17 protein-coding genes and 1 pseudogene are annotated in these 20,082 nt (G+C 38.0%); 12 read left to right on the top strand and 6 right to left on the bottom strand.

The features are described from left to right. Positions 1–157: 157 nt before the first annotated feature. Positions 158–811, bottom strand: a pseudogene (locus AC6CH1_RS01660) (NRDE family protein); the annotation flags it as partial. A 216-nt stretch (positions 812–1,027) separates the two neighbouring features. Between AC6CH1_RS01660 and AC6CH1_RS01665 the strand changes: the two are divergent. From AC6CH1_RS01665 to AC6CH1_RS01675, 3 genes are all read left to right on the top strand, one after another. After that, the gene (locus AC6CH1_RS01665; RefSeq protein WP_498316181.1) at positions 1,028–4,075 is read left to right on the top strand and encodes an efflux RND transporter permease subunit; all 3,048 of its coding nucleotides are present in this window, start codon (positions 1,028–1,030) and stop codon (positions 4,073–4,075) included. A 390-nt stretch (positions 4,076–4,465) separates the two neighbouring features. Further along, complete coding sequence (locus AC6CH1_RS01670; protein WP_251689646.1) at positions 4,466–5,230, top strand: TerC family protein; 765 nt, start codon at positions 4,466–4,468, stop codon at positions 5,228–5,230. A gap of 104 nt (positions 5,231–5,334) precedes the next feature. Beyond that, positions 5,335–6,684 carry a TrkH family potassium uptake protein gene (locus tag AC6CH1_RS01675; protein ID WP_251689644.1) on the top strand — a complete coding sequence of 450 codons (1,350 nt, stop codon included), beginning with the start codon at positions 5,335–5,337 and terminating at the stop codon, positions 6,682–6,684. A 67-nt stretch (positions 6,685–6,751) separates the two neighbouring features. On the opposite strand, the gene AC6CH1_RS01680 is transcribed toward AC6CH1_RS01675, so the two are convergent. After that, positions 6,752–7,039, bottom strand: a complete 288-nt coding sequence (locus AC6CH1_RS01680) for a transposase (protein WP_498316182.1) — start codon at positions 7,037–7,039, stop codon at positions 6,752–6,754. 142 nt (positions 7,040–7,181) lie between these two features. On the opposite strand from AC6CH1_RS01680, the gene AC6CH1_RS01685 reads away from it, so the two are divergent. Then, positions 7,182–7,346: a hypothetical protein gene (locus tag AC6CH1_RS01685; RefSeq protein WP_427711138.1), complete on the top strand. Its 165-nt coding sequence runs from the start codon at positions 7,182–7,184 to the stop codon at positions 7,344–7,346. Positions 7,347–7,405: 59 nt separating this feature from the next. On the opposite strand, the gene AC6CH1_RS01690 is transcribed toward AC6CH1_RS01685, so the two are convergent. Beyond that, the gene (locus tag AC6CH1_RS01690; protein WP_251689638.1) at positions 7,406–9,139 is read right to left on the bottom strand and encodes a B12-binding domain-containing radical SAM protein; all 1,734 of its coding nucleotides are present in this window, start codon (positions 9,137–9,139) and stop codon (positions 7,406–7,408) included. A gap of 165 nt (positions 9,140–9,304) precedes the next feature. Between AC6CH1_RS01690 and AC6CH1_RS01695 the strand changes: the two genes are divergently transcribed. Together AC6CH1_RS01695 and AC6CH1_RS01700 are read left to right on the top strand one after the other, a co-directional pair. Next, complete coding sequence (locus AC6CH1_RS01695) at positions 9,305–10,765, top strand: ATP-binding protein (RefSeq protein ID WP_498316183.1); 1,461 nt, start codon at positions 9,305–9,307, stop codon at positions 10,763–10,765. Between the two features lie 300 nt (positions 10,766–11,065). Next, positions 11,066–11,512: a MarR family winged helix-turn-helix transcriptional regulator gene (locus AC6CH1_RS01700; RefSeq protein ID WP_251689634.1), complete on the top strand. Its 447-nt coding sequence runs from the start codon at positions 11,066–11,068 to the stop codon at positions 11,510–11,512. Positions 11,513–11,556: 44 nt separating this feature from the next. Here the strand turns inward: AC6CH1_RS01700 and AC6CH1_RS01705 are convergent, their stop codons facing one another. From AC6CH1_RS01705 to AC6CH1_RS01715, 3 genes are all read right to left on the bottom strand, one after another. Then, positions 11,557–12,285 (bottom strand): chemotaxis protein, encoded by a 729-nt coding sequence (locus AC6CH1_RS01705; protein ID WP_498316184.1) that lies wholly within the window; start codon positions 12,283–12,285, stop codon positions 11,557–11,559. Between the two features lie 62 nt (positions 12,286–12,347). Then, positions 12,348–12,959, bottom strand: coding sequence for a CPBP family intramembrane glutamic endopeptidase (locus tag AC6CH1_RS01710; RefSeq protein WP_251689630.1), 612 nt, complete (start codon positions 12,957–12,959; stop codon positions 12,348–12,350). 85 nt (positions 12,960–13,044) lie between these two features. Then, positions 13,045–13,230: a YkvS family protein gene (locus tag AC6CH1_RS01715; protein ID WP_008403508.1), complete on the bottom strand. Its 186-nt coding sequence runs from the start codon at positions 13,228–13,230 to the stop codon at positions 13,045–13,047. Between the two features lie 173 nt (positions 13,231–13,403). Between AC6CH1_RS01715 and ykzS the strand changes: the two genes are divergently transcribed. The 6 genes from ykzS (at position 13,404) to AC6CH1_RS01745 (ending at position 19,977) form a co-directional block, all read left to right on the top strand. Further along, positions 13,404–13,592: a protein YkzS gene (ykzS, locus tag AC6CH1_RS01720; protein WP_251689628.1), complete on the top strand. Its 189-nt coding sequence runs from the start codon at positions 13,404–13,406 to the stop codon at positions 13,590–13,592. An 88-nt stretch (positions 13,593–13,680) separates the two neighbouring features. Next, a complete protein-coding gene (locus AC6CH1_RS01725) occupies positions 13,681–13,866 on the top strand; it encodes an aspartyl-phosphate phosphatase Spo0E family protein (RefSeq protein WP_251689626.1) in 186 nt (61 codons plus the stop codon). Positions 13,867–14,196: 330 nt separating this feature from the next. After that, the gene (locus AC6CH1_RS01730) at positions 14,197–15,063 is read left to right on the top strand and encodes an NAD(P)-dependent oxidoreductase (protein ID WP_498316185.1); all 867 of its coding nucleotides are present in this window, start codon (positions 14,197–14,199) and stop codon (positions 15,061–15,063) included. Positions 15,064–15,156: 93 nt separating this feature from the next. Further along, entirely contained in the window at positions 15,157–16,062 is a 906-nt protein-coding gene (locus AC6CH1_RS01735) for a chemotaxis protein (RefSeq protein ID WP_251689622.1), read from the top strand. Positions 16,063–16,262: 200 nt separating this feature from the next. Next, positions 16,263–17,804: a Ppx/GppA phosphatase family protein gene (locus AC6CH1_RS01740; protein WP_498316186.1), complete on the top strand. Its 1,542-nt coding sequence runs from the start codon at positions 16,263–16,265 to the stop codon at positions 17,802–17,804. A gap of 1 nt (position 17,805) precedes the next feature. Continuing rightward, a complete protein-coding gene (locus AC6CH1_RS01745) occupies positions 17,806–19,977 on the top strand; it encodes an RNA degradosome polyphosphate kinase (protein WP_498316187.1) in 2,172 nt (723 codons plus the stop codon). The last annotated feature ends 105 nt before the right edge of the window (positions 19,978–20,082 follow it).

The raw sequence follows: 20,082 nt of genomic DNA on the forward strand, positions 1-20,082 counted from the left end.
CCTGAAAAGTAGAACTCCTCCCCGGCCTCAGCTCGCTGAAATTCACTCACTCTCCCGCATCTATACGGTAAGCCCGGTCGAATTTATATTTCCCGTCCTCATATGTCCGCTCAAGAAAATCAATCTCCCCTTTATTGTGGAAAACAATGGCTGTTGAGCAGCGAGTGCCGTAATTAGGAAGTTTTACAAATTGAGCGGATAAAGACCGTTCCAGATGGATACCTACACCAGTATTTGGCAATACTTCATCTTGTGCGATTTCGTCATTTGCCAATAGCGAAATTAAGGTATTCACTTCGATTGCCTCGTTTTCGAATGTATTTTCCAGTACACTCTTTGCCGAATTTACTTTTGGCCATGGTGTATTGATAGTAGCATTACTTACACCGTGAATTCCGCTTTCTACAATGCGGTGTTCATCGTAAATATTATTGTAATGATGCATATCTTCGCCGTCATAAAGCAAAACATTGAAGCCGCCGTACAAATCTCTTTTTGAACGGAGTGACTGGATAAATGAGTCTGTCGATTCCGTAGAAGTTAAAAATAACCGTACAATTTCTCCACGTGACAATTGGCCGGTTTCAGGAAGACGCGGATCACGGTAATTTGTGATGGCAGCAAAACGACCATTTTTCGACACACCCATCCAACTTCCTTGTTGTCGTAAATCTCGTCCAGCTAATATATCAGGTTCATCTTCCCAAAAATGGGCGGCTGCTGTCGGACGGTCATAAAATTCGTCACGATTTGCAACGATGATGAGTGAATATGATGGATGGACTTTATAGGAAAATGCAATTAAACACATAAATGGACCCCCGTAGCTAATGTAGTAGGCATGACAATCCAGCAAAAAAAATCACTGAATTTTACAATAAAAACTGCTAAAACCTGCCTACCTTGTATGATTTTTTGTAACATTTTGCTGTAGTAACGTAAGTTTTTGTCAAATGATAAAAGGGAAAAAGATAGCTCTACACGAATTTTAATTAATATAAAGACAAAATGAAAGGACTTTCCACCGATGAATATAAGCAAGTTTTCTATAAAACGCCCGGTTTTTACAATTGTTTCAATGATTTTCGTGCTAATACTCGGCGCAGTTTCATTATTTAAAATACCAGTTACGTTAATACCCGATTTAAATCCGCCGATTGGAGTTGTTGTGACAAGCTATCCGGGTGCAAGTCCGATAGAAGTAAACGAAAAAGTGACAAAGCCGCTTGAAGCTTCCCTGGCGACATTACCGGGGATTAAACGAGTGCAGTCGACATCGCTGGAAAGCTCCAACTTGATTATATTGGAATTTGATTGGTCAACGAATATGGATGATGTTCAAACGGATATCTTACAGCGTATTGATCTTGTCCCACTTCCTGAAGATGCAGGAAGGCCAAGTTTTTTGAAGTTTGATCCATCGCAATTTCCGATTATTCAATTGGCATTGTCAGCAGAAAGTGAAGAAGTCGATATCCGACAAATCGCCGAATCACTTGAACAGGAATTGCAACGTACTGAAGGGGTAGCCAGTGTAACCGTCTCTGGTGAAATAGTAGAAGAAGTACAGATTGAGCTTGATGCGCAGAAGCTTGAGCAAAATAATTTAACGCAAAATGATGTTATGCAAATTATCCAGGCGAGTAATATTTCAATGCCGGGTGCAGAGCTAAGTACAAAAGAGAATCAGTTGTTAACGACTCGAGTAGTCAGCTTGTTTACAAGTCCGGAAGAAATAGCAAATGTTGTGCTTTCTGTCAATCCATTAACAGGTGAAGAAATAAAAGTTCAGGATATAGCAAACGTAGAACGAAAAGAGCAGGAAACGAACACAATTACAAGGGCCAATAACCAGCAGGCTGTACTCATTTCGGTTTTGCAGGAGTCTGGAGCAAATACTGCAGATGTTTCCGAAACTTTTCAGAAGGAGCTTGGACAATTATTAGATGAACCCCAATATGATGGAATCGAAGCGACCATTTTATTTGACCAGGGGGACTATGTACGCTTGGCGATTGGTAATATTAGCTCCTCGCTTATTTTTGGCGGGCTGTTTGCAATGCTTGTGTTATTCGTCTTTTTATCCGGAATAAAAAGTCCGCTTATTATTGGGATCGCGATTCCTTTTTCGGTCATTGTAACTTTTGTGCTAATGTTCTTTGCGGACTTTTCTTTAAACATTATGACACTGGGTGCCCTTGCACTTGGAATCGGGATGCTAGTGGATAATGCCATCGTTGTAATAGAAAATATTGAGCGCCATCTAGAGCTTGGGGAGAATCCTAAAGATGCGGCAGTCAATGGAGCTAAGGAAGTGGCTTTGGCAATTACCGCTTCTACTGTCACGACGATTGCGGTTTTTGTCCCGGTCATTTTTATAAGCGGGTTAATCGGTCAAATATTTTTAGAGTTCGCGTTAACGATTTCATTTAGTTTGATTGCTTCACTATTTGTGGCATTAACAGTTGTTCCGATGCTAGCCAGCCGTTTCTTACGTACAAAACCTTTAATTGTAGTGAAGAAGCGTCAGGAATCTTGGCTGTATCAAAATTATTCGAAAGCACTTAAATGGAGTTTAAAGAGACGGGCCCTTATTTTAACAATCACAATCGTCTTGGTAGGTATATCTGGATTTACATTATATAAAACAGGTACTGAGTTTTTGCCGCCTACAGATGAAGGGTTTGTGTCCTTGTCTGTCGAGCTTCCAAACAGTGCAACTGTTGAGAAAACAGAACAAATTGTTTCGGAAATCGAAGAGATGGCGAAACAGTATGAAGAAGTTGATGTAGTGGTCAGTTTAATTGGAGGAAATCAGCAATCTTTATCCCGAGGTACTAGTGAACAAAATGAAGGGGAGATTTCAGTCAAGCTTGTTGAATTATCAGAACGAGATCGCTCCATTTTTGAGTTTGTTGAACAGTTTGAAAAACAAGTACAGCAGGAAATCGGAGAGCGTGCAGAAGTGACGTTTTCATTGTCATCTTCTTCTGGATCAACACCGAACTCTTTAACATTTCGTGTGACAGACAGCAATGAGCCTCAGCTGAAAAAAACGGTCGCTTCTATTCAGCAACGTGTTGCACAGATTGATTCAGTTATTGAGGTAACCACTGATTTGGATGAAGTGAAAGAGGAAATTCAAATTGAAGTAAATCGTGATGATGCACTTCAATATGGGTTAATGCCCGCACAAATCGCACAAACCGTCAATATGATGACACGAGGCGCATTTACAACACAGATCATAGCCGAAGATGGTGAAGTACTTGGAGTATACACTGGTTTCGGAAAGGCGTACCGTGAAGATGTAGAAGCACTTAAAACGATGAAGCTTCGAACAAATGCCGGGGTATTTGTCGAACTGCAACAGCTGGCATCGGTCGAAATAAAAGAAACCCAAACCGCTATTCGGAGATCGGATCAGGCATCGGCCGTTGCAGTTTTTGTAAAATACAATACGTCCGAATCCCTTAGCGGCATTTCCCGAAAAGTGGATGAAGCGATTGAAGAAGACGGCATTCCTGCAACATCGAAAGTTGTTTTTGGCGGTGACCGAGAACTATTCGACAGTGCAAAACAAGATATGATTTTGGCTATTCTGCTGGCGGTCATTCTTATTTATTTAGTTATGTGCGCTCAATTCGAATCATTTAAGCTGCCGTTTGTTATGATATTCAGCGTTCCGCTAATGATTATCGGTGTCGCTGTTTCATTGTTTGTAACAAATACATTGCTCGGTGTCACAGCTATTATCGGAATCCTTATATTAGTAGGGATTGTCGTGAATAATGGCATTGTTCTCATTGACTATATTAATCAAAAACGACAGCTCGGATTAAATATCTACGATGCTATTATTATTGGCGCGCAGGATCGCATGAGACCGATTTTAATGACGGCTCTGACGACTATTTTAGGGTTGGTGCCATTAGCGTTGGGAATTGGCGAAGGGACAGAAATGAATCAGCCAATGGCGGTTGTCGTTATTGGAGGGTTGATGAGTTCAACAATTTTAACGTTATTTATCGTACCAATCATTTACAGCCTGATTGAAAAGGAAGCAAAAAAATAGACTGAAAAGAAATATTTACCGCGCGTTAATGTAAAATTTTGATGAATTATAGAAGAATCGTTTGATTTTTCGGGACATTATCGGTAAAATAGCAATATAAGAATTGAATTGAATATCCAATTGACATTTGTCAAAGGGGAGTAGCTATAAGAGATTTAAATAGCAGCCTATCGTTTTAGATAAGCGCTATATTTAAATGTACTTACTTCACATTCGTCATTACATGGTTAGGAGCCATCGGGTGTGATAGCATTATGTGCTTAGCAAGACCTTTGCCTATTTACATAGGCAGAGGTCTTTTCTTTTTTGGCAAAAAGGATATTTTTTCAAATTTATATTATTAACACCTAATTTATTGGGTACAAGTAAATAATAAGGAGGAGAAATTTCATGGAAGCAATTTTATTAGAATACGCATGGGTCTTACTTGTATTAGTATTCCTTGAAGGGCTGTTAGCTGCAGATAATGCAGTGGTAATGGCAGTAATGGTTAAACATTTACCGAAAGAACAACAGAAAAAGGCATTATTTTACGGGTTATTCGGAGCGTTTGTATTCCGGTTCATCGCATTGTTCCTTATTACGTTCTTAGCGAAATACTGGGAAATTCAGGCGCTTGGTGCAGCGTATCTATTATTCATATCCATAAAACATCTATACGATAATCACTTTAAAAAGCAGGATGAGGAATCGGATATCAAAGAAGGTAAAGGCTCTGGCTTCTGGATGACTGTATTGAAAGTAGAGCTTGCGGACATTGCATTTGCGATTGACTCAATGCTTGCAGCAGTAGCTATTGCCATGACATTACCGCATATTAGTGATTACCACATTGGCGGGATCAATGCCGGTCCATTTGCTGTTATGTTCCTTGGTGGTTTTATAGGGCTTGTCATTATGCGTTTTGCTGCGCAAATGTTTGTTAAGCTGTTAAACGACTATCCGACATTGGAAACAGCGGCCTTCTTAATTGTAGGCTGGGTAGGTGTGAAATTGGCTGTATTGGCGTTAGGACATGAGAACTTGGCCATTATCGACCCGCACTTCCCGCATTCGACATTGTGGAAATCCATCTTCTGGGTCGTGCTCCTTGGACTTGCTGTAGGCGGATATATTGTAAGTGTGTACAAAAACAAAAAAGCAAAAGCGGAATAACAAAAGATTTAGGAGATACTTCAACTATTAGAAGTATCTTCTTTTCATTTTCAAGGTTATTAATTATACTAGAAAAAATGTAATTAATTATCGGAGGCCAATCTATGCCTTTAAAAAAGTTCGAAAGTCGGAAAATTACGCCTTTCCAAATTTTAATCACTTATTATTCTGTTGCCATTTTAGTTTCCTTTTTACTGCTGCGTCTTCCAGGGGTTCATTTGGAAGGGGTACACGTATCGTTTCTGGATAGTCTGTTTACAGCGGTTAGTGCAGTTAGTGTAACAGGTTTAACAACAGTTACTGTTGCAGAAACCTACAGTAGCTTTGGACTTGCTATGATTTTGCTGATCCTGCAATTTGGTGCAATCGGGATTATGTCCATAGGTACGTTTTTATGGCTGTTGTTTGGGAAGAAAATCGGTATGCGTGAACGTCAGCTCATCATGATTGACCATAATCAGTATAATTTATCGGGTGTTGTTGCATTAATTCGTCAAATTACCAAGCTGCTCTTTATGATTGAATTTACCGGTGCCTTTATATTAACGGTTCATTTTAAGCGTTATTTTGCGACATGGGAAGAGGCGTCGATCAATGGATTGTTTGCAGCTATTTCTGCGACAACAAATGGAGGCTTTGACATTACCGGAATGAGTTTGCAGCCGTTTCACCACGATTATTTCATCCAATTTGTTTGTATGATTTTAATTTTCCTGGGAGCAATCGGTTTTCCTGTATTAATTGAAGTGAAGGCCTATTTAACGAAGAAGGATCCGGCATTTCGCTTTAGCTTATTTACAAAGGTTACGACATTCACGTATGTTGCCTTGTTTATTTTCGGTTCAGTTGTTATTTTTATTATTGAATCCTTCCAGTCGTTTAAAGGGATGCGATGGCATGAGGCGGCGTTTACGGCCATGTTTCAATCGGTTTCCACTAGATCGGCCGGTTTAACGACCTTTGACGTAACATCGTTTAACGAAGCGACACAGCTCTTTATGAGTGCGCTAATGTTTATCGGAGCGTCACCAAGTTCTGTTGGAGGCGGAATTCGCACAACGACATTTGCGATTGTCATTTTGTTTTTAATCGCATTTTCCCGCGGGCAGTCGGAGATTCAAATTTTTAACCGGGAAATTCATGTAATCGATGTATACCGTTCGTTTGCGGTGCTGATTTTTGCGATTATTATGGTACTCGGCGCTGCAATGGTATTGTTTATTACAGAATCCCGCGCAACGATGATGGAAGTTATATTTGAAATTACTTCAGCGTTCGGAACTTGCGGGATGTCGCTCGGCATAACAGGGGACTTAACGGCATTCGGGAAAATGGTCATTATGGTTCTCATGTTTGTAGGACGTGTAGGACTCATTTCTTTCCTGTATTCAATCGGCGGGTCTGCACAGAAGAAGAAGTACCATTACCCGAAGGAACGAATCATTATCGGGTAAGTATTTTAAAACAATACGTAAAAACGTCCATTTCCTTTGAGGGAATGGGCGTTCTTTTTAAGCGCAGCTATTTTTCATGCAATGTGAGAATCATCAGTCTGTAAATAGTAAAAACTCCGATATAGGCACCGGAAATTAAAAAGAGTTCCTTTAAAAATAAACCATGGATTTTTGTCATAAATACAGCATCATCAATAATGATCTGATAAATGGAAGTAGAAGCAATACTGCCAAAAATGATGACAAAAATAACAGCGAGTATATTGAAAACAAGAGCGGACTTACTAATCTTCTTTCTTAGAACAACCATAATAAGCGGAACAACAATGCTTGAAATAACTAAAAAGATTTTCAAAAAATAGCACTCCTTTCTTCTTATTTGAATTATGCCCTCTTTTTTGGGGTATAAAACGAGTAGGCTGCTGCAGCTCTGTTTAACCAGTTCGGCGGAATAGATAATAGCCGAATGGTTAATTTATAGGATGGAGGTGATCTATATGGAGAAAAAGAAAGGGAATGACCGTCAAAACATGAAAGAAGAGGTTGGGCCAGAATTAAACCCGGATGATTTGGATCTTCGTGAAGACAATGATTTAACAGAAGAACAATCTAATAATAGTCCGGAAAAAAAGCAGACGGATTCTAAATCGAATAAAAAATAAGTTTTCAGTTCATAAAAAACGCTGCACACTCTTTATTAGGAGTTTGCAGCGTTTTTGAATTAATTAAATGTGCTGAAGTAAGGCTGTTGTCCATTGCGGAAATAGGTGAATAAATAGCCCGTTTTCTTTTGTGGTGCACCGACTTCGTAGTTTTGTAAATCGATGTGGAACGGAATAATTAAAGAGTGCTTGAATAATTCGCGTTCAGTAATCTGCATTGCTTCAAATTCTTCACCTACTAGAGAAGGGTTTTCTTTGATACGTGCATAGACATCTTTCATCTCTATTTCAGAAAGGCGATCATTCCACCAAAGTTTACGCGGCTGGAACTGCTGACCTTGCAGGAAGTCGTACTTCATTAAGCTTGTAATCACTTCTAAGTCGGCATGCTCGACTGTTTGAAGGAACTCGAGTAAACGGCGGAATAAATCTTCAAGCTGATGGCCGATACGTGACCAGCCTTTTGTTTCCCAGTATGTGCCGAAGCTTTGGAAGAAGTCGAATGGCGTTTCGAATACTTCTGTCACTAAATATTCAATTGTATTGTCCATACGATGTGCATTCCAATACTTTTCCAGTACGTCTTCCGCATGTTTAATACGGACAATATCATCAAAAGTTAATACATTATTTGAGAAAATTTCATATGGCGAAATATCAACATATGTGTAACCGTACTTTTCGGCTTCCAATCGTAAGCCTGTCCCGCGAAGCAGTTTCAGGAAGCCAAGTTGCAGCTCTTCTGGGCGCATCGCAAAGACATCATTAAATGTTTTACGGAATGATGCATAATCCTCTTCAGGCAATCCGGCAATTAAGTCCAGATGCTGATCGATTTTCCCGCCTTCTTTTACCATTGTGACAGTACGAGTAAGCTTCTCGAAGTTTTGACGACGTTTTACAAGGTCGTTCGTTAAGTCATTAGTTGACTGGACACCGATTTCAAAACGGAACAGCCCTTTAGGTGCATTGTCATTTAAAAATTGGATGACTTCAGGACGCATAATGTCCGCCGTGATTTCGAATTGGAATACGACACCTGGCTGATGTTCATCAATTAAAAACTGGAACATTTCCATCGCGTAGCTGCGACTAATATTAAAGGTACGGTCTACGAATTTAATCGTTTTTGCTCCGTTATTCATTAAGTAGCGAATATCTTCTTTAATCTTCTCGCGGTTGAAATAACGAACCCCTACTTCAATAGAAGATAAACAGAATTGACAGCTAAACGGACAGCCACGACTCGTTTCGATATATTGAATCCGCTTCCCTACATGAGGTAAATCTTCTTCAAATCGGAAAGGGGAGGCAATTTCTCGTAAATCGATTTTCGGTGGCTGTGCATGGATTTTTAATTTGCCTTCTTCTAAATAGCAAATGCCCGGCACTTTTTCAAGTGGAATCTCACCATTGAAGTGGCGAAGCATTTCTTTAAATGAGACTTCACCTTCACCCATAATGATATAGTCAATTTCTTCATGTTTGCGAATCCATTCATGGACATCATAGGAAACTTCCGGACCGCCTAATACAATTTTGACATTCGGTAATACCGTTTTTAGCATACGGATTACTGCAATCGTCTCATTAATATTCCAAATATAACAGCTGAATCCGACAACATCCGGTTTCTTTTGGAAAAGGTCGGATACAATGTTGAAAGCCGGGTCTTTAATTGTATATTCAGCAAGCTCACAGTCGAATTCAGGCAGTGCAGCTGCTTTTAAATAGCGTATCGCTAAATTAGTATGAATATATTTTGCGTTGAGTGTACTTAATATAATTTTCATAATTTTATTCTCCTCTTCATAAAGTCTATTGTAGCAGTGTAAAGAGATACAAACAATATGGGAGAATATGCCCATTTTATTCCAAATAGTAATGTGAAATAATATACGGTAAGTATACAATTCTGAAAATTCTATAATATTTGAAATTGGGGGGTAATATGTGTAGTGGAAGGCCAATTGAATTATATGTTAAAAGAGCTTTTTCAACAATCCAATGAAAAAATCATTATATTGAACCGCCAAGGTAAAATTGAATTTATGAATAGTAAGGCGGAAGAAATATTGCAATCTGTTCATTTACCAGCGCGCTTTTGGGAAAGTGCGGATAAACTTAGTGGTGAGTGGGAGCGATTTATAAGTTCTGTAAATGAAAATTCAACATCTACTGCTACTTTTACATTAATAAATAAATACCATCAAAAAATACCGGTACAAGTTTGGGGTCATTATCTAGAGCATAAACAACTAATCTTTACTCGATTAAATGTAAAACCTTCCAATGTCATTTCATTTGAAGAAAAGAGCAACACACTTATGTTTCAAAATTTAATAGATGGAATGGCACAAGGTGTAATATTGACGATGTTGAACGGAAAGATTATATCAGGTAATGCAATGGCATTACATTTACTTGATCGAAAAGCAGCTCAAATAGAAAATAGAAGCTATGACTATCTATTTGAAGATTGCCAGTACGATTCCCAAGTCATCACTCAATATTATAAGAAGATTTCAAACAGGGAAATGGCCAGTATTTTTGTTATGAGAAAAACTGAAGATGGAAATACAGTCTATCTGAATTTTATTAGCAAAGTAGATGAAAATTTAGGAATATTAGTCACAACAATTATTGATCAAACAGAAGAGATGATGCTGTTAAAAAGAATTGAGCATCAGCAATCTTTATCGTTTATTGGTCAAAATATTGCATCGATTGCCCATGAAATACGGAACCCAATGACATCAATCCAAGGTTTTATTCAGATGATTAAAAGCAGCTTAAATGAGCAGGAATATCCTTACTTTAAAATTCTCGAATCCGAATTGAAGCGGATGGATGATTTGCTTGGAGACCTTCTGAATATTTCTAAACCAAAGAAACAAGTATTACAAATGGTTGATGTGAAGGAAGTTGTAGACCAGTCAATTCAGCGTATGCAGCCTCTAGCATTGAAAACAAATGCTATGATTTTATTTGAATATGACGAAAAAGTAGAATATCGGATGAATGGGGACTTTAATCGCCTGATGCAAATGATTATGAACTTGCTGAAAAATGCAATCGAAGCTATGGATACGAATAATTACATTGTCGTACGTTTACTTTACCGAGGCAAAAATACTCTTCAGCTATCAGTTGAGGATAGTGGAAAAGGGATGAATGCGGTCGATATTGAAAATGCGTTAAATCCTTTTTATACGACAAAAGAAACAGGATCTGGATTGGGATTAATGCTTGTACAAGCTGTCATTAAAGAGCATAATGGGACTCTCCACATTGAAAGTGAGCAAGGTGCAGGATCTAAGTTTTTAATTGATTTTGATTTGCGAAATGAAATTGAATATTTAAATTCTTCTCCTTCTTATTCAATGAGAGTGGCTAGAATGGCGGCAATTTCGAAGTGATTTTGACAAAACTTCCAATCCATCGCTATAATATGTACATCTTCAATTAGCAGATTTCGCAAACAATAGCTGAAATCTGAAGAATTCATTGTAAGAGCACTGCTTCCGACTGAGTACTTATCTCAACGTTGGCCATGCTTCTTGCAGATGTCACAGATTATTAAAGGGAATTTAAAGAGGAAGTTTGCCTATAGTTGTCGCATTACGGACAACAGCTGACAGTCCCATCCAGTGGGTCTCCTTAAATTCTACGCAATTGCGCACAGCGTAATTGATTATTTAAAATAGAGGATGGTTTTTATGGCTTCAGAGGAAGTAAAGCAATCGTTAAAATTATTTATCGTTTTATCAAGAGCGCATAAAGCGATAAGTGAAGCTACGAATCAATTTATACAAGCAAATGGTTTGAATCCTACAGAATTCGCGGTTTTAGAACTTTTATATCATAAAGGTCGTCAGCCCCTGCAGCAAATCGGGAACAAAATTTTATTAGCGAGCGGGTCGATTACTTACGTAGTTGATAAGTTGGAAAAACGGAATTTTTTAGCACGTGTTTCGTGTCCAACCGATCGTCGCGTCACATACGCGGAAATTACCGATCCTGGTTCCGAGTTTATGGACAAGCTGTTTCCTCAGCATGAACAGAAAATTCATGAACTTTTAGGAGCGTTATCGGTTGAAGAAAAACAGACGGCAATTGAGCTATTAAAAAAATTAGGATTATCTATCAAAGACCTATCCTATTAAACAAGAAAAGGACGCCCCTAATTTACGGGCGTCCTTTTTGGGGATTATTGAATTGTTAAGCCCATTTGTAAAAAGGCGTCTGTTAAGTCCGCTTGGACATTATCGTAAATTGTTAACGTAACAAACAAGTTTTCACGTTCAATTACAACTTTTACAACCTTTTCATCCTCTAATAAAGCTTCATATCCAACAATATTTAAAATTTCCTCACGTTCCGACAAAGTTGAAGCTAAATCCAGATCTTTCGTGCTTTCAGGTGCAATGGCAGAAATTGTTTCTTTTGCAGATTCCTTTAACTGATCAAAAGTTACATCTTCTTTTTTTACAACTTCAATCTGCATTGACGTAGCTTCATCAGCATTATTTAATAAACTATCGACACCTGGCTCTTCTGAAGTAAGTGTATAGTTTTCTAAATGCTGAATCGTGTAATTCATTTCATCACTTGTTGAAGTTACTACTTTTTCTTCAAACGGCTGGCCATTTGAAATGTATGTCAATGTAGTATTATCAGCTTTATCTTCTTGTTCAGCTTTTGTTTCTTCTGATGTCTCAGTAGCTTCTTCTTTTTGGTCTGTAGAAGAGTCATCCGATTCGATTGTCTCGTCCGTCTCGTTTGTTTCTTGCTGTTCTTCGTTTTGCACTTGTTCTGTTTCGGTTGGTTCTTCTTTTGCTGCATTTGATGTTGTAGGCTCGTCTGTATCCGTATTACAAGCTGCCAAAAATGCAGATAAAATAACTACGGCCCCGACTTGATAAATTTTTTTCTTCATATGGATCCCCCTTTTACATGTATAGACGGAATTTAGAAAGATAAGTTTCTGCTTTAATTGTATCAGAATAATGGTAAAACTAAAAATAATAGTAAAACAAAGACAATATGGGTAACGATAATTAATGGTAAACTTTTTTTCCATTCATATAAAGCTCCCCAAAGCATACCAGCGATAATAGCTGCAAGAGCACCTGGAAGGAACCCGCTAATAGCTAGAGACAGTGAAAATAACATTGAAGTGATTACGACAGCCCAGAAAGGCGATGTGAACTGTTTTAATTGCTGCTGAACATAGCCTCGCCAAAACATTTCTTCCCCAACGGCTACGATAAAAATTAGCATTAAGTAATGGAAAATATTTTGAGGACCATATACATCCAAAAATTTCGTTATATCCTTTGCTGCGCTTTTATCGAGATAAGGCATTAATATGTAACCGAGTTTTACAATACCATACGTAATTGTCCCGTACCCAATACCGTAAATCAAATATTGCCATGTTGGGATTCGGTCTTCAAATTTACCCGCCACTAAGCTGATTGCAATTCCAACTAGTAATGTAAAGGCATATAAATACCAAAAAATCGATTTTTCATAAAATGTAAAAAACATCATGCTGAAAATAAAAACTAATGCCAGAAGGAGTGTAATGATTTGTTTTCGGTTTTTCAATTGCTTCAACCTCCCCTTACGTATCGTAACAAAAATTACCCTTTTTATCATCATCTCAATGTTAAAAAGGGTAATTTGCATTAAATTATTCGTTATTAGCTAATATTTTATACCGTTTGTGATTAACAACTGTTTTTTCTTCCATTTCTAAATCATGAAAATTATCCATAATCGTTATATCAACGATAACGGAATTCTCATTCACTTTTTCAACGACTCCTTTTAAGCCGTCTTTAAACTCGATTATATTTCCAACTTCCGCAATTTTCATACACAGTCAGTCCCTTCATCGACTACTAATTAACAGTTTGCTTGAAATTATACTACAAAATTCAATTAGTTTGAATAATTTTATTAATTTACTAGGGTTTATTTGGAATATATTTTCGATTAAGAGTCTGATATATTGGGTTTATACATATAAAAATGGAAAGAGGGATCCATATGACAGACTATAAAAGTATTATCGATCAGTTGCGTAATGGTGAATTACAATCTGTAATTATAAAAAAAGAGGAATTTCTTCAGTTTCGCGAACATCTTATTAAAGATGAACAATTTAAAAACTTCCGTGGTGAGGCGAAACAAGGTGGGGATGTAGTTTATACATTTTCCGAAAATTCAAGATCATAACAAGTGTCGAATTTTGAAAATAGATTATTTTGTAAGAAGATTACAAAATGGGTATAATAATGGCAAATGACAAAAAGGAGGAAATAAATTGGGTAGACCTATCTCGAATGAGGCACTACTTTTGGCAATTGAAGAAAAGCGTAAACAAATGATTCAATCAGGTTTAGAAAATGGTTTACGAAGTGACAAAACGCTCCAGCTAAGCGTCCAAGTAGACAATCTAATGAATGCTTTTAATCAATCGAGAAGTGCACATCTGTTTTATAAACATTAAATTAAAAATATTTATAAAGTTTATGTTTAAAACAGTGATGAGAAGGGAAGAGTAATTTTGAACACAGCAACATTCTCATTTCCCCCTTTAGAGTAGAAGCGGACCAACGCTACTGCTCTCTTTTTTTATATATGCACGAATATCTAATTTATTCATACAAACCTTTAAATACTTCTGACAAAAACTCTCAAAATGATGAACGTATCCATGTATAAAATTATCCTAATTAGTAAAGATGAATATATTTGATTTTGAATTATTGAAATACACTGACATTGAAGTTCTCTCTGATTTTGTTAAAATAAAAGAAAATACTAAAGGGGCATACATATGGAATCAAAAAAAATAGGGTTTATCGGTACTGGTGTAATGGGGGCAAGCATTGTCATGCATTTGCTGAATGCGGGTCATGAAGTGACAATTTTTACAAGAACAAAAAGCAAAGCTGCAGATCTTCTTGCTGCTGGCGCGAAATGGGCGGAAACACCGGCAGAAGCAAGTAAAGAGCAGGAGATTATCTTTACCATGGTTGGTTATCCAAAAGATGTAGAAGAAGTTTATATTGGTGAGAACGGCATTTTCTCTGCTGCGAAACAAGGGGCGATTGTCATTGATATGACGACATCCGAACCGACGCTTGCAAAAAAACTTTATCACGAAGCTAGCGGACGTGGAATGCATAGCCTTGATGCCCCCGTATCAGGAGGAGACGTTGGTGCAAAAAATGGTACATTATCGCTTATGGTGGGTGGCGACAAAGATATATTTGAAAAACTGCAGCCGATTTTCGAACTGTTTGGACAAAATATTGTTTACCAAGGTGTTGCAGGCAGCGGGCAACATACGAAAATGTGTAATCAGATTGCGATCGCATCCGGCATGATTGGTGTGTGTGAATCAATTGCCTACGGATTAAAAGCAGGACTAACGATGGAAGAAGTTCTTCGTTCGATAACAGCAGGGGCAGCAGGATCATGGTCTCTATCAAATCTTGCCCCGCGTATGTTGAAGGGGAATCTAGAGCCGGGCTTTTACATTAAACATATTATTAAAGATATGAAGATTGCGCTTGATGAAGCAGAGCGCATGAATCTCCAATTACCAGGCTTAACCTTGGCGAAATCTATGTACGATCAGTTACTTGCAGAAGGCTATGGGGACAATGGGACACAAGCATTAATCAAGTATTATGAATGAGTACAAAGGGCATAATAATAGATAGTAGTTAAATAGTTCTTATGATACAATTGGGTTATTGTAAGCGTGGCAGTTTGGAAGGAGAGACATGTAGTGGAAAATCATAAAGGGATTTTACTAGAAAGTGGAACAAATGAGCTTGAAATTGTTGAATTTGAGGTGGCGAATAATAAGTTCGGTATAAATGTAATAAAAGTAAAAGAAATTATTCAGCCAATACCAGTGACATTTATTCCGCATGTACATCCACATGTTGAAGGCATAATTCAATTGCGTGGGGAAGTATTGCCGGTTGTTGATATGTTAAAAGTTTTAGGCATACCTACAGAAAACCGAAACCCACAGCAAAAATATATTGTGGCAGAATTTAATAAGCAACGTGTTGTATTCCATGTTGATAATGTTACTCAAATTCACCGTATTTCCTGGGATCAGATTGAAAAACCTTCGGATATGTATCAAGGTGGAGCATCTCAGGTAATTGGCGTAATCAAGTCTCAAGATGAAATGATTTTACTACTGGACTTTGAACGAATCATGGTTGACATTAATCCTGAATCTAGTATTAGTGTCGATGCTGTTAAGAAACTTGGCAAGCGTGAACGCACTGAAAAGAAAGTCATTATTGCAGAAGATTCACCGTTATTGCGTAAACTGTTATTCGATACGATGAATGAAGCAGGCTATGTGAATACGGAGTTTTTCGAAAACGGGCGTGATGCATACGAATATTTGGAAGCGTTGGCGAAGGCAGACAAACAAATTGAAAAACATGTACAGCTAGTTGTTACAGATATTGAGATGCCACAAATGGACGGACACCATTTAACGAAGAAAATTAAATCACATCCTGATCTGAAAAAGCTGCCGGTCATTATTTTCTCAAGTCTGATTACCGATGATTTACGCCATAAAGGCGAACAGGTAGGAGCGGAAGAGCAAATTTCGAAACCGGAAATTGCAGAGCTGATTTTACGCATGGATAAGTTAATTCTGTAAAAAAATTATCTAATAATTGATGCATTGTTTTAAAATGTATAAAATAATGAGAAAGCCGGATACTTGAAAAAGTTATTCCGGCTTTTTTGTAAACTAAAAAGGAAATTAATTGAAAATATTTTAAGTAGCAACTCTTTTTGAAGTCGCTAATAAAGAGGGTAAAAGAATACAAAGGTATTCAGAAGGAAGTGAAGCGTATTATGAAAAAAATCAAGACAGCCATTATTGATATTGGTTCTAACACGATTCGACTTGTACTATACTCCTATAATAAAAACGAAGGGCTAAAGGAATTCGGAAATATTAAAACCGTAGCCCGCCTGCGCACATATTTATTGCCAAATGGGGAAATGTCCGAAGAGGGCATTCAGTTATTGGCTGAGACGTTAAAATCGTTCCGTTTAATATTGGCGGATTATCAGGTAACAGACGTAAAAGCGGCTGCTACTGCTGCAGTACGTCAGGCGATCAATAATGATGTAATTATTACCCGTATGAAAGAAGAAACGGGTATTCTGATTGATATTTTAACCGAAGAAGAAGAAGCCTACTACGGATTTGTTGCAGTTGCCCATTCAATGGATACTCCATCTGCAGTGACGATTGATATTGGCGGTGGTTCGACGGAAATTACGTTATTCATCAATAAAAAGCTCCAAAAAACGATCAGCTTTCCATTTGGTACTGTTTCTTTAAAGCAAAAGTTTGTAAGCGGAACGATGATTAATAAAAGCGAGCGTGAGAAGCTGCGAGCGTTTGTAAAAGAACAATTTAGCTCATTGAAATGGATAGTTGATGTAGGATTACCGGTTATTGCAATTGGGGGGAGTGCACGTAATATTGCCCAAGTTCATCAGCAGAAAATTGGCTATCCACTGTCTGGTGTACATCAATATGAAACGAATGTGAGCGATCTACAACAACTGCGCGACTATTTAACAGAATTTTCGTACGATAATTTAAGGCAGCTAGATGGTCTTTCTTCAGACCGGGCGGATATTATTGTTCCTGCATTGGAGGTTTTTATGGCGCTCCTGTCTACTGTAAATTCGAATTCTTTCCAGGTCAGTAAAAAAGGGTTGCGGGAAGGTCTCATTATTAGCCGTGTTTTGCAAGGGAATCCTCAAGCATATGACAAATACAATGTTTTTGAAGAAAGTGGCCGGCAGCTTGCATTAGCCTATGGGCGTACGGAAGAGGAAGTAAAAACACTGGAATTTTTGACAGAACAATTATACCGAGGCTGTATTAATTTAAAGCTATTTGAATATAGTGAAGTAGATTTACAGCTAATAAAGAAAGCCGCAAAAGTTTATGGAATCGGAGAATATATCGAGCTGGATTCCTCCAGCCAGCATACATTTTATTTGATCTCCAATCAATCAATACCAGGCATGTCCCATATTAATCGGGTTAGACTGGCATTGCTGGCATCTTATAAAAACCGTGATTACTTTTTACGTTTTGCACGTCCGTTCGATTCCTGGATTTCAAAAGAAGAATTTAAAAAGCTGCGCGATTTTGGCGCAATTTTGAAATTTGTATACGCCTTGAACATGACGAAGCGCAATGTCGTTAAAAACATTGCAATTGAAAAGGTGAACAACCAATTTCACATAGAAGTACTGACTTCTGAACGGGCAATAGCTGAAATGGCTCAGGCGGAAAAACAGAAAAAGCATATCGAACGTGTTTTCAAAGGCGATGTAAAACTTAATTTCAAGGAAGAAAGGCAGGGTTGATATGACAATGAATATGGAAAAGGATCCGCTTTTTGATCCGGAGCATGAAGACTTTGAAAATAGTCCGGATTTCAGCATCGAGCATGAGGAAATTGCTAAGCCACAGTATTACAACAACCGTGAACTGAGCTGGCTCGCATTTAATGAACGAGTATTGGAAGAAGCTGAAGATACAAATAATCCGTTGTTGGAACGGATGAAATTTTTGGCAATTTTCAGTTCCAATTTGGATGAATTTTTCATGGTCAGGGTTGCGGGTTTGCAAGACCAAATTCGCGCAGGGTATCATAAGCCTGAAAATAAGTCGGGTTTAACTCCGAAAGAACAGCTTGCTAAAATTGCTGAACGTACGCAAGCGTTGGTAAGACGCCAAACGGAAGTGTACCGCCATTTAGTGCATGAACTTTTACCGAAAGAAGATGTGCATATTCTTGATTTGAAAATGCTGAATGCGCAAGAAAAAAGTTATATCAATGAATTTTTTGAAGAAACGATATTTCCTGTCCTAACACCTGTTGCGGTCGACGCCTATCGTCCGTTTCCCACATTGTTGGGACGTACACTCAACTTATTTGTCATGCTGGAAAACAGCAGTGAGGATTCGGAAAACCATATGGATAAAGTAGCAATTGTTCAAGTACCATCCGTATTGAATCGTTTTATTAAAATACCGTCAAATGGCAATAAGACGTTGTTTGTATTATTGGAAGATGTCATTTCAAGTAATATCGACCGTTTATTTTTAGGGTATAAAGTGAAATCGACCCAAGCATTCCGGTTAACACGAAATGCAGATTTGACCATCCATGAGGAAGGCGCACAGGACCTGTTAGTGGAAATAGAAAAGGAACTGAAAAAGCGTAAATGGGGCGTCGGTTCACGTTTGGAAGTACGTGACGGTGAAATGAATGATGATGTGCTGGATTATTTACTGGAAGAATTTGAACTGGGAGAGTCCGATGTTTTCAAAATTGATGGGCCGCTCGACTTAACGGCAATGTTCAGTTTTGTAAAAGAGATTTCGGTAGGACGGGAACATCTGGAGTATGAAAGTTTTATTCCGCAGCCTCCTCATGATTTACAGTCGGACGAAAATATTTTTGAAAAAGCGTTAACCCAGGATATATTTTTCCATCATCCATACGAATCATTTGGACCGATTGTTGATTTTATCGCAGAAGCAGCAGAAGATCCGAGCGTTTTGGCAATTAAGCAAACGCTGTATAGGGTAAGTGGTAATTCGCCGATTATTCAAGCTTTAAAGCAGGCTGCAGAAAACGGTAAACAGGTGACAGTTTTAGTAGAGTTAAAAGCACGTTTTGACGAAGAAAATAATGTGCATTGGGCGAAACAGCTTGAACAAGCAGGATGCCTTGTTATTTATGGAATGAACAATTTAAAAACACATTCAAAAATTACACTTGTTGTCCGTCGACGCAACGGGAAAATTGAACGCTTTGTTCATTTAGGGACGGGCAATTACAATGATGCTACAGCAAAAATCTATACGGATATGGGGATTATTACATCGCATAAGGAATTTGGAATTGATGCGACAAACTTCTTCAATTATTTAAGCGGTTATACTGACAAACCTGAATTCCATCATATTGTCGTCGCGCCTTTTGATATTCGTGATGAATTCCTTGATTTAATCGATAAGGAAATTGCATTACATAAAAAATATGGAAACGGGTTTATACGGGCAAAAATGAATTCTTTAACCGATAAGGATTTAATGATGAAGCTTTATGAGGCGTCGATTGCAGGTGTAAAAATCGAGCTGATTATTCGCGGTATTTGCTGTCTGCGTCCAGGCATCCCGGGAATTTCCGTTAATATAACCGTTTTGAGCATCGTTGGCCGTTTCCTTGAGCACTCCAGGATTTTCTGGTTCCATCATAATGGGGAGGATAATCTATATTTATCTTCTGCAGATATGATGACACGGAATATGATTAAACGAGTGGAAATTCTGTTTCCGATCTATTCACCAGAAATAAAATACCGGATTCAGCGCATTATGCTGCTCCAAATTAAAGATAATCAAAAAGTACGCATTCAGGATTCAAATGGGAAATACCACTATAAAGAGGGCCATCAAAGTGATGTCCGAATTAACAGTCAGGAAATCTTTCTAGCCGAATCACTCGGTCCGATTATGGAAGAATAGTAGAAGAGATTAAGCTATGGACGAAATGTTCATAGCTTTTTAAATTTGTCTGGGAGTGGGGCAGGGGATTTATTAGAACAACTGAAGGCGAAATTAGAGCAAAGC

Source organism: Solibacillus sp. GQ1 (genome assembly GCF_059758555.1).

Bases quoted from the DNA above. Each gene is read 5' to 3' on its own strand.
- AC6CH1_RS01665 (WP_498316181.1), top strand. From the start codon at position 1,028: ATGAATATAAGCAAGTTTTCTATAAAACGCCCGGTTTTTACAATTGTT.
- AC6CH1_RS01670 (WP_251689646.1), top strand. From the start codon at position 4,466: ATGGAAGCAATTTTATTAGAATACGCATGGGTCTTACTTGTATTAGTA.
- AC6CH1_RS01675 (WP_251689644.1), top strand. From the start codon at position 5,335: ATGCCTTTAAAAAAGTTCGAAAGTCGGAAAATTACGCCTTTCCAAATT.
- AC6CH1_RS01685 (WP_427711138.1), top strand. From the start codon at position 7,182: ATGGAGAAAAAGAAAGGGAATGACCGTCAAAACATGAAAGAAGAGGTT.
- AC6CH1_RS01690 (WP_251689638.1), bottom strand. From the start codon at position 9,139: ATGAAAATTATATTAAGTACACTCAACGCAAAATATATTCATACTAAT.
- AC6CH1_RS01700 (WP_251689634.1), top strand. From the start codon at position 11,066: ATGGCTTCAGAGGAAGTAAAGCAATCGTTAAAATTATTTATCGTTTTA.
- AC6CH1_RS01705 (WP_498316184.1), bottom strand. From the start codon at position 12,285: ATGAAGAAAAAAATTTATCAAGTCGGGGCCGTAGTTATTTTATCTGCA.
- AC6CH1_RS01715 (WP_008403508.1), bottom strand. From the start codon at position 13,230: ATGAAAATTGCGGAAGTTGGAAATATAATCGAGTTTAAAGACGGCTTA.
- ykzS (WP_251689628.1), top strand. From the start codon at position 13,404: ATGACAGACTATAAAAGTATTATCGATCAGTTGCGTAATGGTGAATTA.
- AC6CH1_RS01730 (WP_498316185.1), top strand. From the start codon at position 14,197: ATGGAATCAAAAAAAATAGGGTTTATCGGTACTGGTGTAATGGGGGCA.
- AC6CH1_RS01740 (WP_498316186.1), top strand. From the start codon at position 16,263: ATGAAAAAAATCAAGACAGCCATTATTGATATTGGTTCTAACACGATT.
- AC6CH1_RS01745 (WP_498316187.1), top strand. From the start codon at position 17,806: ATGACAATGAATATGGAAAAGGATCCGCTTTTTGATCCGGAGCATGAA.